Here is an 18,609-nt window from a genome sequence, read left to right on the forward strand (position 1 = left end):
CTCAGTTTTTTATAAAACCATTTATACTATATATAGTTTATATTGAGGACAATCAGAAAACCCCATTTTTATTTAATTATGAAAATCAAATTTGCGTATACAGCATTGCTGTTCATAGCTTTACTAACTAGTTGCAGTGAACAAGATTATTATGACCCTAATTCTCAGGTAATACCTGATGAATTATCAGACTTAACCGTTCCTTCCGGTTTTGACTGGACCACAAGTTCCAATATTAGTCTCAATTTGGATGTGGACGACCAATACAATGGTTCATATTATTACAAATTACAAGTTTTTAATCAAAACCCTATCATTTCACCAAATGCATCACTATTGGCAGAAGGCCTAGCTAAGAAAAATGAACCATTTAAAGCTAAGGTTACATATGCTAAGTCTGATAGTATCTTGTATGTCCAAGAAACTGACCCAACAGGAAAAAGATCAGTAAGAGCAATTTATACCTCTAACGCATTAAAGTCAGCAACCCTAGCAACACTAAAAACAGGATCAACTAAAAGTTTAGACATAAATTATACTGCGCCAACAAGAACATATACAACACCATCTAATGCAACCGTTATATCCGGATCATCATATAGCATCAGCTATTCAAGCAATCAATATGTGATACCGGCAGGTCAAACATTTGAAGGGCAAATAAACAATAGCTCTTGGTACGATGCATACGTATATGTGGAAGGAACATGGAAAAACACTTCAACTAATACAGAATTGAATAATTTAAAAATAATTATTCAAGATGGAGGAAAATATATTCCAACACAAACTTCTTCAAACATAAAAGCAAATGGTTCGGCTAAAATTGTTGTAGCTACAACAGGGCAATTCAATGCGGATAAGAAAGAGGTTAATGTGGATATGAATAATGAAAATGGACAAATAGTAAACAACAGTACTGTATTCAATATCAATAACATTTCGAATATAAGGAGCTTGTTTAATTATGGGACAATGTCTGTATCAGGTACATTATCAGCAAATACAAGTAACGTCCAGGTTATAAATGAGAGTTCTTTGACAGCTCAAAACTTATCTATTAACAATAATGCGAATTTTATCAATAAAGGTCAATTTACGGTTAATGGCAATACATTCTTACAGAACTCAGTTATCAATAACAATTCTGCATTTACAACTCAGAATATAACAGTTAATGATGCTACAATTGAAAATGGATGTAAATTTATCATCAATGATAAAGGAACTTTCCAGGGCACAACATTAAATACAGCTGCTGAAACATTGTTGAAATGTAACATTTTAGATCTTCAGGGTAATAATAAAATAAATCTTGGATCTTATGCTATAATGAACGTTACCAATGAACTTAAATTCAGTAACTCAGGAACTAGTATAAATGGTCCTGCTTCAGGCAATAAAGCATTAGTAAAATTAGAAAAATTTTCAATCACAGAATGGAGACACCCGGCATTTACCGGTTATTTAGAGATAGAGTCATCGAACTATCCTGCAAATTCAGGATCAACAGGGTATGACGTTCCTTCAGATACTAAATATGTTAACTTTGTAAGAAAAGGAGAGTCTACTGTTGACATTGAAGCAACAAGCTGCAACGAGGGTGGAAATATTGTTCAAAGAGGAGGTCCAGTTATTATAACATATCCACTAAGTGCGACACTAGGAACAACTTATACTTATGCTTTTGAAGATAATTACCCAAGTATAGGGGATTATGACATGAATGACTTTGTTCTAGACATAGATTTAGGATTTACATTATCTGCAGCTAATAAGGTTTCAAAAATAGACATCCAAAGTAAAGTAAGAGCTGTTGGTGCTACAAAAAGACTTGCTGCTGCTATTCAGTTGGACGGTGTATTGAAAGGTAATATTAAAAGTATAACAAACTCAAACACTAGCTTCAGTGGCGATGTTTTCTCTATGAGTAATGGTGTGGAAAACGATCAGGATTATGCTGTTATTCCGCTTACAGATAATGCTCACGCATTGTTTGGGGCTAATACTTCTCAGATAATAAATACTAAAGCAGGAGAAACTCATTTTCCGGCTAAAGCTATCACTATCAGCATATCATTCAACGAGCCGATAGACATCTCGAATGTATCTTTAATTGATATGCTAAACGTATTCATTGTGAACGGAGGCTATAATACATCCAATAGGAAGGAAATTCACTTAAGGAATTATGCGGCAACAAAAAAATCGACAGATGTATCTTCTGGAAGAAACTATAGTACATCTGACTTAGTATATGGTATAAGAGTTCCTCAATCTTTAAAATATCCACTAGAGTGGGTTCGAATAATCGATGCATATCCTCAATTTAAATCATGGGTGTCCTCAAATGGTCAAAATTATCCTAATTGGTATGAAACTTACGAAACAAATAAAGTATATCTATTAGAACAATAGAAAATATTACGAATATCTCAAATTAATTTATTAAATTGGGATATTCGTGAAATTTGGAACAAACTATTCCTATCTTCATGTTTGTTTGTTTATCCTAAGAATCCCAGAAAAAAAAGGAAATAATGCAAAGAATATTAATTATTGATGATAAAGAAGCTATAGCCAAAGTTATAGCTAACTATTTTAGAGAAGACTATGAATGTATTTATTTTGAGAATCCATTAAAAGCAATTCAATGGTTAGAGCAAAATTCGATACCGGATTTGATTATCCTGGATTTGAGAATGCCTTTCATGACCGGTGAAGAGTTTTTGGCATATATCAAAAAAAATGAGCTTTTTAAATCTATCCCCGTGGTTATCCTTTCTAGTGAAGATAACAGTANNGTTCGATTATTAGAAAATGGAGCGGAAGATTTTATATTGAAACCCTTTAACCCCATGGAGTTAAAAGTTAGACTAAAAAAAATCCTTAAATGACTTTTATTATATATATAGGTAGTAATAAAGAATATATCAATCATTTTCAAGAGTTATTACAAGAAAATATAGTTATAGTCAAAAATAAAGAAGAGGCTGGTATTATATTGAAAGAATTACCCTCAAATAAAATCCAGCCTCTTTTATATGAAAAAATTAATCCTGATGTAGATAAGGTTAATATTGCATACCTGAAAAAGAAATTCAAAAATCTATATATAATTCTCGTTACAAAAAAAATAGGAAAAGAAGAAACTAGTATATATATAGAGGCAGGAGCAAATAATACTATTTCTCCGTATGCTGATTCAGATGTATTTAAAGCAATCACTAATTTTATATCTAAGAATGAAATTCTAAATAAAAAAGAAAGAAAAGAAAAGAATAAGGTTGATGAAGTATTTACAATACCTAAAGGTAAACGTATATTTGACATAATCATTTCACTATCAGCCATTATCGTTCTAGCTCCTTTTTTGATTTTAATAATGGTCTTAATCAAGCTTGAAAGTAGAGGACCTATTTTATATAAGTCTAAAAGAGTTGGGAGCAACTTTTACATTTTCAATTTCTTGAAATTCCGATCTATGTATATAGATGCAGAGGAACGCCTCTCTAGTTATCTATCAATGAATCAGTACACCAAAGAATCGAAAGAAAAAACATCGGAAGTAAGCACAACAAACTCTGATATTATCAATGATGATACGGTACTAGTTTCAGACGATTACGAAATATCAGAACATGAATATCTAAATAAGAAAAAAGAGAAAAAAGATACAACCTTTTTTAAAATAGCACACGACCCCAGAGTCACAAAAATGGGTAGATTTATGAGAAAATATAGTATCGATGAAATCCCCCAACTGATAAATATATTAAAAGGAGATATGTCAATAGTAGGCAATAGACCTTTACCTCTTTATGAAGCAGAGCTATTGACCGGAGATGAATATATTGAACGCTTTATAGCTCCGGCAGGATTAACCGGACTATGGCAAGTGGAAAGGCGCGGAGGAGAGGGCAAGATGTCAGCAGAAGAAAGAAAACAGCTGGATATATATTATGCTCACAATTACTCTATATGGCTTGATTGCAAAATTATTTTTAAAACATTTTTCTCATTTATACAAAAAGAAGATGCTTAACATCTATTAAGCATCTGCAAGTTCTTACATTTATGAAACTAAAACTAGTCATCATTACATTTTTCCTATTCTCTTGTAGTATCTCTCTGCTAGCTCAAGATATAACAGAGTTAAAGCCTAAAGATTATCTAGACTTTCAGCTACCACCGATATCTGTTCTATACGAAAACGCCAAAGCTAGTCCTATTCTCAGCTATTATGAGAAAAAGAAGCAAGCAAATAAAAGTTTGATGGATTCCGAAAAAAAAAGATGGTTGAATTTTATTAAACTAGTTACCAACTATCAATATGGAATAATAGGTAACAATACTACTTTTTCGGATACAAACACTCCAATATTTTATCAATATTCTGGCAATAAACAAAGCTGGTATAACTTTGGTGTCTCTGTAGCCATCCCATTAGATGACCTGTTTGATAGAAAGAACAAGGTAAGAAAACAAAGGATGGATATGGAAGCGACGGAGTTTGAGAAAGAAAAATGGTATGATGAACAAAAAATCCGTATAGCAACAATGTACAGTCTCGCAATGAGAGACTTAGCATTAATAAGAATCAAATCTGAAGCCCTACTATTTACTGAAGCACAATTGAAGCTTAGCGAAGATGATTTTATTAATGGTAAAATCTCTGTTCAAGACCTAGGTCGACAAAAATCTGCATATACAACAGCAGCATCAGAATATGAGGTAACCAAAGCAGATTTAAACTCCTCTCTACTTCAACTTGAGATATTGGCAAAAACTAAAATTATATCTAAATAAAAGAATATGCAACAAATAAGATGTGTATATACGTTCATCAATAAAATAAAATGGTGGTTGTTGATTGTACCGTTGCTAATATCTGGTTTAGTTATTTTATCTACGAGAAATCTCAACCTCGAGTATGGTGTAGAAACTACAATTTTTACAGGAGTTGTCTCCGGTTATGGACTAGATCCTGAACAGCCAACAACACAAAACTGGAATATCTTAAATAACACTTTAGAAAATATAATAAACATTGTAACTTCTAAAGAAACATTGAAAGATGTTGCACTCAGGCTTTATGTACAAGATATGATACATGGTAATGCGGAAAAAGATAATACTTACATCAAAGCCTCCAATTACAGGAAACTTTTAAGTATAACACCGAAAGAGGTCCAGGCCCTTATAGATAAAAAATCAGAAGAAAAAACGCTCGAAAATATTCTTGCTTACGAAAAGTCTGATCCTACGAATTTTATATATGGATTACTAAATTGGCATCATCCACACTATAGTTATGAGGCATTAAGCAAGATCTCGGTAAAGAAACTGGGAAGCAGTGATATGCTACAAATAACATATTCGGCAAATGATCCGGGCATAGCATACAATACTTTGGTAATACTAAATAAAGCGTATGAGAAAAAGTATCAGGATATCCAGTTCGGAACAACCAATAATGTTATTCTTTACCTCGAAAAAGAACTTGCTAAAGTTAGTGCGGAACTTAAAAACGGAGAAGATTCTCTAACTAATTACAATATCGAGAACCGTGTTATTAACTACGATGAACAAACAAAACAGGTAGCAGCTTATGATAAAGATATCCAGCTGATATATCAGGATGCCTTGCTCAGATACAGTAGCTCTAAGGCATTGATTGCTCATCTTGAAAGTAAGATAGCCGAAAACTTAGCATCAATAAAAAACAACTCTGAATTTGTCGCCAAACTCAATACTATATCTCAATTACGCAGTAAAATTGCAGAGATAGAACCATTCTACAAAGATACTCTGGTTAGTCCTGCAAATCAAAGACAGATTAACCGGTATAAGGCCGATCTAAAAACGGCGGAAGGTGATCTTCATGTAATTATGAATACATTGAGTAATCAAAAATATACAAAGGATGGCTACCCTACATCAAATTTTGTATCTCAATGGCTTGACGAAGTATTGAAAAATGAAAAAGCTTCTGCAGAACTTGCAGTATTGGAAAGGAGACGCTCAGAATTAGATCAGGAATATCTTCATTTCTCACCAATAGGCTCCACAATAAAGCGGAAAGAAAGAAGTATCGACTTTCTAGAACGTTCTTATCTATCAATTTTATCAAGCCTTAATACGGCTCGATTAAGATTAAAAAGCTTAGAAATGAACTCAGCTTCATTGAAAGTACTCAATGAACCTACATTTCCACTATTGTCAAAGCCAACAAAAAGAAAAGCTATCGTTTTAGGATCTTATATCTCCAGTTTTATATTTATACTTGGGCTATTCTTATTAAAAGAATTATTTGACAGGAGATTATTGGATAAAATGCGAACTGAACACATTACTTTAGGTAAAGTGTTAGGAGTATTTCCTGAAGAAGGCAAATTAGGTAAAAGAATATTCAGAAAATCTTATGAAGAAACCTGTATACTGCTATTAGGAAATAACTTATTAAATTACTTCGCATCTGAAAAGCCGAGCATAATAAACTTCTTCAGTATTTCTCCAGGGGTTCAAAAAACATATATAGCAAATGCTTTATCGGATTATTGGAAAAGCATAGGTTTATCCGTAAAAAATATTGATTGGAAGAAAGATTTCTCTAACTCTTCAAAAAGCTATCTATTAGTCAACAAATTATCAGATCTGGATATAGATGTAGTTAATGACGATGTTGTGATTGTTGAATATCCTTCAATAAAAGAAAATCCAATACCTAAAAACTTGTTACAGACAGCTACTTTTAATTTGATATTACTCGACGCAAAAAAACAATGGACAGGAAGCGATCAATTAATTTTTGATGAAATAACAAGACTTTCAAAAGAAGTTCCGATTATGATTCTATTAACAAATGTAAGTCATACAGTAGTAGAAAATATAACCGGGCTAAAACCTCTTAAAAAAGAACTCGAAGCCAATAATTAATACATCAGCTAGTAATGAGCAAAGTCTCAGATATATATTCCAGATGTTATGATAAATATTTTTATCTAGGGCTCTTTCTTGGACTACTGACAATATTAGGGATAACAATATATACAACAAATTTTATTAACGGAATATTATTCGCATGCATTCCAATAGCATGCCTCATTTTATTCTATTTTTTTAAGTTTCCTCATTCGCTTCTAATTACTCTATTCATAGTCAATTACATAATTATGGGCCTCAGCCGGTATGTCTCGAGCATTTCCGGAGGAATAGTAATGGATGCTTTATTGCTATTAATACTATTTATTCTATTTGTACGTACGGTCTTCTTTTCTGTCGATTATTGGAAAAGATTTAATAATCCATTAACATATCTTTCTCTTATTTGGCTTATTTACTGTATCTTGGAGATTTTAAACCCATATACAACAATTGAGCTTTGGATGACTTCAGTGAGAGGGTTGGGATTTTATTTATTCTTATTTGTAGTTGTTACCACGGCTTTATTCAAACACTATAAAGATGTGAAACAAATACTGCTTTTATGGGGAATCCTCACCATTTTTGCTGTTTTAAAGGCTGTTATTCAAAAATTTATAGGGTTTGATTGGGCTGAAAATCATTGGCTCTATCTTGAAGACGGAGCAAGAACACATATTATTTATTCGGGCATACGATATTTTTCATTTTTCACTGATGCTGCTAACTTTGGGTGTAGCATGGCTTTATCTATGGTTGTATTCTCAATAAGTGCATTATATATCAAGAGTAAAAAGCTAAGATTTTTTTTCATTATTGTAGCTATCTTAGCTGGATATGGCATGCTTATATCGGGAACTAGAACGGTTTTAGCCATATTATTTGCAGGATATGCAACCTTTATTTTAATATCAAAGCTCGGTAAAGTTATTATTGGTGGAACTTTTCTTATATTATCCTTATTTATTTTTCTCAATTTCACCAATATAGGTCAGGGCAATGCTGATATACGTCGTATGAGAACTGCTTTTCATGGCACCGAAGATGCGTCATTCAATGTTCGGGTTGAAAATCAGAAAAAAATGCGGGAGTTCATGCCTGCCCATCCGTTTGGAATTGGTATAGGAAAGGCTAAACACACAGATTCAAAGGATCACATGTATGGTTTAGCGACCGATTCTTCTCTTATATATGTATGGATAGAAACAGGTATTGTAGGCCTCATTCTTTTTATTTCTATTTTTCTATTTGTACTAGGAAGAGGTATATATGATATATTGTTTCGTATCAAAAATAAAGAACTTAAGGGCATAATGAGTGCATTAATAGCCGGCCTCTCCGGAATTTTAATTGCATCTTATGGCAATGAGGTACTACAACAGTTCCCTACCGGGCCAATTTTATATATATGTATGACATTTATTATGATGGGGCGGTATTTTGACAAAGAGATAGAAAACAAAGAAACCGAAAATAGCAAGTTATCTTCAGAAAACGAATATAACTCTAATTAAGATTTTGCATAAGGATATGAATGATATCTATATATCTATAATAACCGTCAACTATAATGGAATGAATGATACATGCCATATGATAGATAGCTTAATGCAACATCTGTCAAAAGTATGGTATGAAATCATTATAGTGGATAATGCTTCTTTAAAAGATGAAATCACCGAAATACAAGCAAAATATAAAAACATACATTGTATAAAAAGTGATTCGAACTTAGGTTTTGCAGGAGGCAATAACTTGGGCATAATGCAGGCTAAGGGGAAATACGTCTTATTATTGAATAATGATACATATATTATTGATGATTCATTATTAAGTCTCGCAGAGTTCTTAGATTCAAACACAACTGTAGGAGCTGTTTCTCCGAAAATAAAATTTGCAGATTCCAATATTATTCAGTTTGCAGGCTATACCGATTTATCTCAAGTCACATTGAGAAATAGTCTTATTGGTTTTGGAGAGGTTGATTTAGGTCAATATGATACACCGGCTAAGTCTCCATTCCTCCATGGAGCAGCAATGATGCTTAGGCGAGATATTATAAAAAAAGTGGGTCTAATGCCTGAAATATATTTTTTATATTATGAGGAATTAGACTGGTGTGAGCAAATAAAAAAGAATGGATTTGAGTTGTGGTATAACCCTCAGGCTGTAGTATTTCATAAAGAAAGCCGGAGTGTAGGACAAAATAGTCCTTTGCGATGTTATTATATGACACGTAATAGATTATTGTATGCATGGAGAAATAGGAAAGGCTTGATTCGATTAATAGCTATATTATACCAATTTCTTATAGCCAATCCTAAAGGTATTTTTACCTATATATTCAACGGGCGCTTCGATTTAGTTCGAGCTTCTATAAGGGGAATAATTAGTTTTACTAACATGAGAAAAACTTTATGAACATCATTAATATAGTTGATTCAATATTATTTGCATTGATGTTATTTTCTGTTTTGTACCTTCTTCTATTTGCAATAGCTTCGCTAAAAAAAAGAAAGATACATTACCCTGAAACAGAAAACAAACTCAAATATGTTATTCTTTTCCCTGCATACAAAGAAGATAAGGTTATAGTATCATCTGTAACCTCCTTCCTTGCTCAGGAATATCCTAAAAGTCATTTCGATATTGTTGTTATATCGGATCAACTGGAAGATGAAACAAACGAAGAACTATCTCAGTTACCTGTTGATCTACTCTTTGCTAATTACAAAGACAGCACAAAAGCAAAAGCTCTAATTTTTGCACTTGATAATCTAAGTAAAGATGATTATGATGCTGTAGTAATAATAGATGCAGACAATACGGTAAGTCCTAATTTTTTGAATGAAATAAATAAAGCTTTTTCCTTTGGTATAAGAGCCCTACAGGTTCATCGTATAGCAAAAGAACCGGAGACAGATATGGCTATCTTGGATGCTGCAAGCGAAGAGATAAACAATTCTTTTTTTAGAAGAGGGCATATACGGTTAGGCTTATCGTCTGCTCTTAGTGGTTCAGGGATGGCCTTCGAATACAAATGGTTTAAAAAGAATATTAAAAACATATCTTCTGTGGGAGAAGACAAAGAATTAGAACTACAGTTATTACGACAAGGTATATACATTGATTATCTGGAAGATGTATTTGCCTATGACCAGAAAGTACAGAATCAACAAGTCTTTTACAATCAAAGACGAAGATGGATGGCTTCTCAATACGACAATTTGGTAAGAGGGATGAAATATATTTCAGAGGCTTTGACAGCAGGAAATATCGATTTATGTAATAAACTTATACAATGGGCTATGCTTCCTCGGTTGATCTTATTGGGATTGATATTCGTTGTTGCAGTTTTATTCTTATTTATTAATATATTTTGGGCTATAAAATGGTGGATATTGTTAATGTTTATGTGCTTATCTTTAGCCATTGCTATTCCGGATGAGATGGTTAATGAACGTTTGATAAAAATACTCAGAAAATTGCCGAAGCTGTTTATTTTGATGATTATAAATCTATTCCGAATGAAAGGCGCAAAAAAGAAATTTATACATACAGAACATTGATATTGAGAATAGTAAATGAAAATTGCAATTGAAGCACAGCGTATATTTCGGAAGAAGAAACACGGGATGGATATTGTCATCCTAGAAGCTTTGCGGGAATTACAGAGACAAGATACGTTTAATGAATATTATATATTCGTAGCTCCGGGACCTGATAAGTGTTTAGAAAAAACCTCAAACTTTCATATAGTAGAAGTAAAATGTCCATCCTATATATTATGGGAGCAAATAGGACTGCCTCGTGCTGTATCTAAAATAAAACCCGATGTGCTGCACTGTACAAGTAATACTGCTCCCCTATTTGTAAATGTACCGTTGATAGTAACATTACATGATATAATATTTTTAGAAAAGAAACAAAGTTCTAATAAGTCCCTATACCAAAACCTAGGGCGCATATATAGAAAACTTGTTGTGCCTCGAATTTTATCGAAAAGCAAAAAAATTATTACCGTATCAGATTTTGAACGTGAAAATATTTGCAAAAAGACAAATATACCACCATCTCAGGTAGTCACTATTCACAATGGATACAACAAGCGGTTTCATTATATACCAAATTATCATGATATTACAAAAAAATATATAGAAGAGGATAATTACATTTTATTCTTTGGAAACACTGATCCTAAAAAAAACACTTCGCGAACAATAAAAGCTTATGCTCTATATCTCGAGAAATCCGATTATAAAAGACCTCTTTTAATTTTAGATATTAATAAATCTATCATTGAGGAAATCCTGAAGGAAGAAAACATAGAGCACATAAAGCCTTTTGTACATTGTCCCGGATATATAAATAATTCAGATCTGCCATATATATACAATGGTGCATTTGTTTTTATTTACCCATCTTTGAGAGAAAGCTTTGGNCTTCCAATCTTGGAGTCGATGGGCTGCGGAACCCCTGTTATTGTATCCAATACATCTGCTATCCCCGAAGTTGCAGGCGAAGGAGCTTTATATACAGATCCATATAACGAACAAGATATTGCCAATAAGCTTCTACTTATTGAAAATGACGAAGAAAAATATCAAAATTTAGTTGAATACGGAAGATTAAGAGTAAATTCGTTTTCGTGGGAATGGACGGCTAAAAAACTGATGAATGTATATAACTCTGTATTATGAATATACAAAAGGTAAGAATCTTATTAGAAAATAAACCTAATTTAAAAAAGATAGTATTAAATGCGGTCATGCATCCGATTAAAACCAGGCCAAGATTATGGGTTCGTTTTTTCCAATTCATATATATAAAAAAAGGCAAAGGAAGTGTTATATATAGAAGTGTTCGTAAAGATATAACCCCATTTAATAAGTTTGTAATAGATCATCATTCAGTTGTCGAGTCTTACTCGGTATTAAATAATGCTGTAGGAGACATATTTATAGGAAGTAACAGCCGCATAGGTATGTCCAACACAATCATTGGACCTGTCTCTATCGGGAATAATGTTAATCTTGCCCAGAATGTTGTTCTTTCGGGCTTAAACCATAATTATGAGAATATAGAAAAAAATATCGATGTACAAGGAGTATCAAAAAATTTAATAAAAATAGAGAATAATGTATGGATTGGAGCTAATGTCGTAATTTTAGCAGGAATAACTATTGGCACTCATAGTTGTGTGGGAGCAGGGAGTGTTGTAACAAAAAATATACCTCCATACACTGTAGTTGCTGGAAATCCGGCAAGAATTATAAAAAAGTTTGACTTTCAGAAAAAAGAATGGGTGAGAATATAAATAATCCAAAAGTAAGTATTATAATTCCTGTTTATAATACTGAGTCTTTTGTTAAAGAGGCTATTCTGTCTATACTCAATCAAACGCTGAGCGAGACAGAAGTAATTGTTGTGGACGATGGCTCAACAGACAGCAGTCTCGAAATAATAAAAACACTCGCTGATATTGATTCTCGTATAAAAGTTTTTTCTCAAGAAAATCAAGGACAATCTGTAGCCCGCAATTTAGGACTAAGTATCGCAAAGGGGGAATATATTTATTTCATGGATAGTGACGATATCCTGAAAAAAGACACTTTAGCATGTTGTTACAAAAAATGCAACGAAGAACAATTGGATTTTGTCTTTTTTGATGCCCTCAATTTTGGTAGCGAAAATATATCTTTTCCTCTAAATTACAACAGAAAAGGAAAAATCAACGATCACCTTATTTATAGAGGACCTGAGATACTCAACATACTGCTTGATATAAAAGAATACAGAGTTCCTTTATGGCTTTATTTCATTAAGACTTATTTTATTAAAGAAAATGAATTATTATTGCAAGCCGGATTATCTCATGAAGACCAGATATTTTCAGCGCAAATATTTTATCTGGCTGAAAAAGTAAGATACATACCTGAAGTATTTTTCATGAGGCGCATAAGAGCTAACTCTGTAATGACGAGTCTCTTCTCAATACGAAATATCACCTCTTATTTTAAAATAGTTAGATACTTATTAAAGTTTGTAGAAAACAAGCCTCAATCAATACAAGAACTGAATGCAAAGACGATAAAATACATATTTGATCCGGCTGTATACGCCTCTCATACTTTAAGCTTTAAGGAACGTATGTCTGTAGCCAAAACCTGTATATTAGAATTTCGTAAATATATCTCGTTTAAAAGTTGGCTAGTACTTTTGTTCCCATCTTTTCTTACTATTAAATCTTATTTCAAAAAATTACATAGTGGGAGAAAATAAAGCATATAGGTCTATAATAAAAACAACGTCTTTGTTCGGAAGCGTGCAGGTGTTTCAGATACTTATCAATCTGATAAGAGGTAAGCTTATTGCGATTTTATTAGGGTCGAGCGGTATGGGATTAAACAGCCTTCTGGTATCGTCCATGACTATGATGAATAATATTTCGGGATTGGGACTTAATTTTAGTGCTGTACGCGAAATATCAAAAACTACGGAGACAGAAAGTCGAGCTAAAATCATCGTTATTTTTCGCAGATGCCTTGGCTTCACTGCTCTACTCGGATTTCTGCTAACTATTATTTTTTCTCCCGCTCTCAGTTATTTCACATTCTCGAGATTCGATGAAACGTGGATATTTGCATGTTTGGCGGTCAGCCTGGTATTAAATATTCTGTCGACAGAAGCAGTAGTGCTATTGCAAGGAACCCGTAATCTGAGTGCATATGCAAAACTAACGGTTTCTATTTCTCTCATTTCGTTATGTGTTACTATACCGGTTTATTATTTTGGAGGAATTAAGGCAATCGTCCCTGCTATTATATTATCATCGTTTGTCAGTTTTGTTTTAAGTAAATATTATATCAACCGTATAAAGACAGGTAAACTCGAAGTTACTAAAAAAGAGACGATAGACAAAGGAAAAGAAATGCTCAAGCTTGGTATAGCAATGATGGCAGCAACTACAATCGGATCTACCACTTCATATTTAGTAAACACTTTTATATACAGTTACGGAACAGCATCCGACCTGGGGTTATATCAGGCGGGGATGAGCATTACGAGTCAATCCATCGGGCTGGTATTTTCAGCAATGTCTATCGATTACTTTCCTCGTTTGGCGGCAGTAAGCCATGATAGGACAAAAACAAGACGTATGGTAAATCAACAAGCCGAGATAACGTTATTGCTATCTACTCCTATCCTACTCGTATTGATGGTTACAGCACCACTATTGATACATCTACTACTTACCTCTGAGTTTATGCCACTTGAAGGTTTTATAAGAATTTTAGCATTAGGGATGTTCTTCAAAGCGGCCTCATATCCTTTAGGAACTATATCCTTTTCGAAAGGTGACAAAAAAACATTTTTCCTACTCGAAGGTGTAGGAATTAATATTGCAACTCTTATATTCAATATATTAGGATATAGCATCGGAGGGTTCAGCGGCTTAGCTTATTCATTCCTATTTGTGAATGCAGCATACTATGTAGCTATCAATATTATTACATTCAAACTATACTCATTCAGGATGAGTAAATCATTGAAAAGAATCTTTATAATACAGCTATTAATTCTTGCTTTAGCCTTTTTATCTTTTAATAGTCTCGATAGCCTATATGCTTATATATTACCTATTATATTAGTTTTGGCTGTTGCTATTTTTTCGTACAAACAATTGGATAGGTTAATAAATTTAAAAGCTTTTATTATCAGTAAGTTTAGTAATAAAAACAGTTAATATAACAAGATCAAGATATGGTATATAGTATATTGACCGATCGAATAGGAAATAATTTATTCCAGATTGCCGCCGGAGCATCATTGGCACATCGAAACAATACCGATTACATGGGATGTGCTACAGATTTTGAAGTTCCAAACGGAGAACAGATTGAAAAATATATTAAGCAATATGAGCATACAATTCTTAGGAAAGTCAAAATCATAAATACTCTCCCAACAGATATTGTAACCTATAATCAGCCTGATTTTGGTTATACACCTATAGAATATGTCGATAATATTTGTCTTAGAGGATATTATCAGACAGAAAAATATTTCGATCAGGATTTTATCCGTGAGCTATTCGAAATAGATGAGCAAACAAAAGAATACATACAAAAAAAGTATGGGCATATCCTTTCTAAAGGAGTAATTTCTCTACATGTCAGACGGGGCGATTATATAAACCGTCCCCTACGCCAGCCGGTTTGCTGTATGCCTTATTTTAAAAATGCGATTAGTTACTTTGGGAAAGATAAACTATATTTAATCATTAGTGATGACATAGAATGGTGTAAGAAAAATTTCAAAGGGAATAATTTTTTCTTCTCAGAAGGAGAAAGTTCTATTGTTGATCTTTATCTCCAAACAATGTGTAATCACAATATCATTAGCAATTCTTCTTTCAGTTGGTGGGGAGCGTGGTTAAACAATAATCCGGAGAAAATAGTTATAGCACCAAAAAACTGGTTTGGAAAACAAATGAAGGATTGGAATCTTCAGGATTTAATTCCATCTGAATGGGTAAGACTACCTAATCCGAAAGATCTAGGGCTAAAATTAAAAATATTGAGATATAGCATTGACGATCTATATAAAAGAGCCATAAAAAGATTACAACATATTTTTAATTGAGATGAAACTATTATACCTGATTTTTCATGGATTTGAAGCATATAACGGCATCAGTAAAAAAATACACTATCAGGTTAGTGCTTTGAAACAGTGTGGTGTAAAGACACATCTATGCTATATTCATATTGACAATGATGGTTATCAGAGACGAATGATAGATGATCAGGTTCTTGAAAATATTGGGCATGGAATTAAAGCCAAAATAAAGAAAAGAGTTGACTATTCTGCGATATTAAATTATATAGAAAAGAACAACATCAACTTGATTTATATTAGATCATATCACAATGCAAATCCGTTTTTAATTTCCTTTGTTAAGCAAGCGGCTAAAGTAGGGGTGAAAACATTACTCGAAATCCCTACCTATCCATACGACAACGAATACATCAACAGTTCTTTGCCGACTCGCCTACAGCTACTTACAGATAAACTCTTTCGCCGCAAACTAGCTCATAATATATTCAGAATTGTGACATTTTCAAACGAAACAAATATCTTTGGAGCAAAAACAATTAATATATCGAATGGTATAGACTTCGATGCTATAAAAATAAAAGAGCGGACAAATAATAATCCGAATATAATAACTCTGATAAGTGTAGCTGAAATTCATGTTTGGCATGGATTCGACCGTTTACTAAAAGGATTAACCGAATATTATAAAGTGAAACAAGATGTCGAAGTTCGGTATGAAATTGTTGGTTACGGAGATGAACGTGAAATCTCGAAATTGAAAAATTACATAATCCAGAATAAATTGGAAAACTATGTCACATTTCATGGCCCACAATATGGAGAAAGCTTAGATAACTTGTTTAATGAGGCATCATTGGGTATTGCCAGTCTGGGACGTCATCGAAGTGGGATCAGCAATATAAAGACTTTAAAAAACCGAGAATACGCAGCAAGAGGCATTCCGTTTATCTACTCCGAGATAGATGATGATTTTGAAGAAAAACCTTATATTATGAAAGTAGGTGCCGATGAATCTCCAATAAATATTCTCGATGTGATTGCATTTTATGAAAAAGTAAAAACAATACCTGCTATAGAAATACGCAATTCTATCAATGATCTTTCATGGAAGAATCAGATGGAGAAGGTTATTTCAGCTTGTAAATAAACGATTTGAATTGTTGTTTCTATGATTTTAATTATTGTATTCTGCCTATTTGTATTCATTATTTTCTATACTTACTTAGGGTATGGCATCTTAATTTGGTTTCTGGTTAAAATCAAAGAAATTTTAAAACCACAAAGCAAGAATAAATTGCAAGATGTAGAATTACTCGATGTAACCTTGCTGATTGCAGCTTATAACGAAGAAAATGTTGTGGTCGAAAAAATGGCCAATATAGAGTCTTTAGATTATCCAAAGGAAAAGCTCCATGTTGTCTGGGTTACTGATGGTAGTACAGACAGTACAGTAGAAATACTAAAGTCGTATACTAATATAAAAGTCTTACATAGACCTGAACGTGAAGGCAAAACTGCCGCCTTAAACAGAAGCATGTCTTACATAGATACTCCTATTGTTATATTTACAGATGCAAATGCTATATTAAACACTCAAAGTATAAATGAGATAGTATCACTATTTGCAGACAGTAAAGTAGGTTGTGTAACAGGAGAAAAAAGAGTAAACATAGAATCAAAAGATAACGCATCGTCTAGTGGCGAAGGATTTTATTGGCGCTACGAATCTGTATTAAAAAGCTTAGACTCTCGTTTATACTCTGTAGTTGGTGCTGCGGGTGAGTTATTTGCCATAAGACGTGATTTGTTTGAATATATTCCAAATGATACAATTCTTGATGATTTCGTCTTGTCTCTAAAAATAGCACAAAAAGGTTATCGCATAGCATATTGCTCCAAAGCATATGCAATGGAATATAGCTCCGATTCGATGATAGAAGAAGAAAAAAGAAAAGTAAGAATTGCAGCAGGAGGACTACAAGCTGTATGGAGATTACGTCCTATACTTAATATTTTCAGATATGAGATACTAAGCTTTCAGTACATATCCCATCGCGTTTTGAGATGGACCATAACACCTTTGGCTCTTTTTGCTCTATTACCTCTTAATGTATTACTTTGCATACAGGCCTATCCTACTTGTACATTGCCTGCTATATTATTAATATTACAAGTTCTTTTCTACTCATTAGGTTTTATCGGATACACACTTGCTAAAAAGGAGATAAAAAATAAAGTGCTGTTTATTCCATATTATTTTCTTTTTATGAACTTAAATGTCATAAAGGCATATTCTTATTTAAAGAAAAGAAGTAATAGCGGAATATGGGAGAAGGTTAAAAGAAAATCTACTCAAAATAGTTAAATTGGAGAAATAAACACACCAAGTAAGAATCTAATTATACATGCTCACTACATTTATTACAGCTCCCTTTTATTAATATCTCACACTCGTCAGATTTAAATCCTTCCGGTAAGTTATACTTTTTTAAAGATATATTATCGAGACAAGTTATTGAATGACAGCTTTTACAATAAAAATGAGCATGATCTTTTTTATTGACTGAAAGATGAACATCATTCAGTACATATTTTGTTATGTTATCAACTGTAATTTTATGTATAATTTCAGTCTCCAATAATGTTTGAACAGTACGATAAAAAGTTATGCGATCGTAAAGATCTCCCATCTCCATCTTTATATCACCCTCGGTTAAAGAAATACTCTTCTTTTGCAAGATATTAATCAGCATAACTCGCTGAGCTGTTTTCTTTAACCCCTTACTTCTGAGTAAATCTATTGCATTCATAATATCAATCTTTATAGCGAAACAAAAGTACGACAAAATCAGAGATTACACAAATTGATAAAATATAAATATTGAAACAATGTTGCATTTAAATAAAATTTATATCTTTGCAATCTCCTAGTCAAAATACAAATTCGGTGTGAGACAATATAAAGTAAACAAAATTATTTTGGCATGGCTATTAGCGGCTATATTCATAACTCCGCTTATAGTTAAGGGTATTCATATTTATAAAGATGAGTGCTATGAAAAG

The 18,609-nt window shown here is 32.7% G+C and carries 16 protein-coding genes; 15 read left to right on the plus strand and 1 reads right to left on the minus strand.

Features of this window, described 5'->3' with window-relative positions; translation table 11 throughout:
* The first annotated feature begins 78 nt into the window (after positions 1–78).
* The 15 genes from B3P17_RS04630 (at position 79) to B3P17_RS04700 (ending at position 17,911) form a co-directional block, all read left to right on the plus strand.
* Entirely contained in the window at positions 79–2,418 is a 2,340-nt protein-coding gene (locus tag B3P17_RS04630; protein ID WP_291103857.1) for an LruC domain-containing protein, read from the plus strand.
* A gap of 119 nt (positions 2,419–2,537) precedes the next feature.
* Positions 2,538–2,897 (plus strand): response regulator, encoded by a 360-nt coding sequence (locus B3P17_RS04635; RefSeq protein WP_291104023.1) that lies wholly within the window; start codon positions 2,538–2,540, stop codon positions 2,895–2,897.
* Entirely contained in the window at positions 2,894–4,045 is a 1,152-nt protein-coding gene (locus B3P17_RS04640; RefSeq protein ID WP_291103860.1) for a sugar transferase, read from the plus strand. Before B3P17_RS04635 ends, B3P17_RS04640 begins: the two co-directional genes overlap by 4 nt.
* 32 nt (positions 4,046–4,077) lie before the next feature.
* On the plus strand, positions 4,078–4,809 hold the full coding sequence (locus tag B3P17_RS04645) for a TolC family protein (RefSeq protein WP_135104324.1): 732 nt from the start codon (positions 4,078–4,080) through the stop codon (positions 4,807–4,809).
* A gap of 6 nt (positions 4,810–4,815) precedes the next feature.
* Positions 4,816–6,939, plus strand: coding sequence for a GumC family protein (locus B3P17_RS04650; RefSeq protein WP_291103865.1), 2,124 nt, complete (start codon positions 4,816–4,818; stop codon positions 6,937–6,939).
* A 449-nt stretch (positions 6,940–7,388) separates the two neighbouring features.
* On the plus strand, positions 7,389–8,438 hold the full coding sequence (locus B3P17_RS04655; protein ID WP_291103868.1) for an O-antigen ligase family protein: 1,050 nt from the start codon (positions 7,389–7,391) through the stop codon (positions 8,436–8,438).
* Positions 8,439–8,454: 16 nt separating this feature from the next.
* On the plus strand, positions 8,455–9,345 hold the full coding sequence (locus B3P17_RS04660) for a glycosyltransferase family 2 protein (RefSeq protein ID WP_291103871.1): 891 nt from the start codon (positions 8,455–8,457) through the stop codon (positions 9,343–9,345).
* On the plus strand, positions 9,342–10,493 hold the full coding sequence (locus B3P17_RS04665; protein WP_291103874.1) for a glycosyltransferase: 1,152 nt from the start codon (positions 9,342–9,344) through the stop codon (positions 10,491–10,493). The genes B3P17_RS04660 and B3P17_RS04665 overlap by 4 nt, the downstream gene beginning before the upstream one ends.
* A 15-nt stretch (positions 10,494–10,508) precedes the next feature.
* Positions 10,509–11,624, plus strand: coding sequence for a glycosyltransferase family 4 protein (locus B3P17_RS04670; RefSeq protein WP_291103876.1), 1,116 nt, complete (start codon positions 10,509–10,511; stop codon positions 11,622–11,624).
* Positions 11,621–12,241: an acyltransferase gene (locus tag B3P17_RS04675; RefSeq protein WP_291103879.1), complete on the plus strand. Its 621-nt coding sequence runs from the start codon at positions 11,621–11,623 to the stop codon at positions 12,239–12,241. The genes B3P17_RS04670 and B3P17_RS04675 overlap by 4 nt, the downstream gene beginning before the upstream one ends.
* On the plus strand, positions 12,226–13,206 hold the full coding sequence (locus B3P17_RS04680; RefSeq protein ID WP_291103882.1) for a glycosyltransferase: 981 nt from the start codon (positions 12,226–12,228) through the stop codon (positions 13,204–13,206). The genes B3P17_RS04675 and B3P17_RS04680 overlap by 16 nt, the downstream gene beginning before the upstream one ends.
* Entirely contained in the window at positions 13,193–14,671 is a 1,479-nt protein-coding gene (locus B3P17_RS04685; RefSeq protein WP_291103885.1) for an oligosaccharide flippase family protein, read from the plus strand. Before B3P17_RS04680 ends, B3P17_RS04685 begins: the two co-directional genes overlap by 14 nt.
* Positions 14,672–14,688: 17 nt before the next feature.
* On the plus strand, positions 14,689–15,570 hold the full coding sequence (locus B3P17_RS04690) for an alpha-1,2-fucosyltransferase (RefSeq protein WP_291103888.1): 882 nt from the start codon (positions 14,689–14,691) through the stop codon (positions 15,568–15,570).
* Between the two features lies 1 nt (position 15,571).
* The gene (locus tag B3P17_RS04695) at positions 15,572–16,693 is read left to right on the plus strand and encodes a glycosyltransferase (RefSeq protein ID WP_291103891.1); all 1,122 of its coding nucleotides are present in this window, start codon (positions 15,572–15,574) and stop codon (positions 16,691–16,693) included.
* Positions 16,694–16,714: 21 nt separating this feature from the next.
* A complete protein-coding gene (locus B3P17_RS04700) occupies positions 16,715–17,911 on the plus strand; it encodes a glycosyltransferase family 2 protein (RefSeq protein WP_291103894.1) in 1,197 nt (398 codons plus the stop codon).
* Between the two features lie 34 nt (positions 17,912–17,945).
* On the opposite strand, the gene B3P17_RS04705 is transcribed toward B3P17_RS04700, so the two are convergent.
* Positions 17,946–18,356 (minus strand): Fur family transcriptional regulator, encoded by a 411-nt coding sequence (locus B3P17_RS04705; protein WP_291103897.1) that lies wholly within the window; start codon positions 18,354–18,356, stop codon positions 17,946–17,948.
* Between the last annotated feature and the right edge of the window lie 253 nt (positions 18,357–18,609).

It is taken from the genome of Dysgonomonas sp. UBA7630 (assembly GCF_002483985.1).
Classification (GTDB): Bacteria; Bacteroidota; Bacteroidia; order Bacteroidales; family Dysgonomonadaceae; genus Dysgonomonas.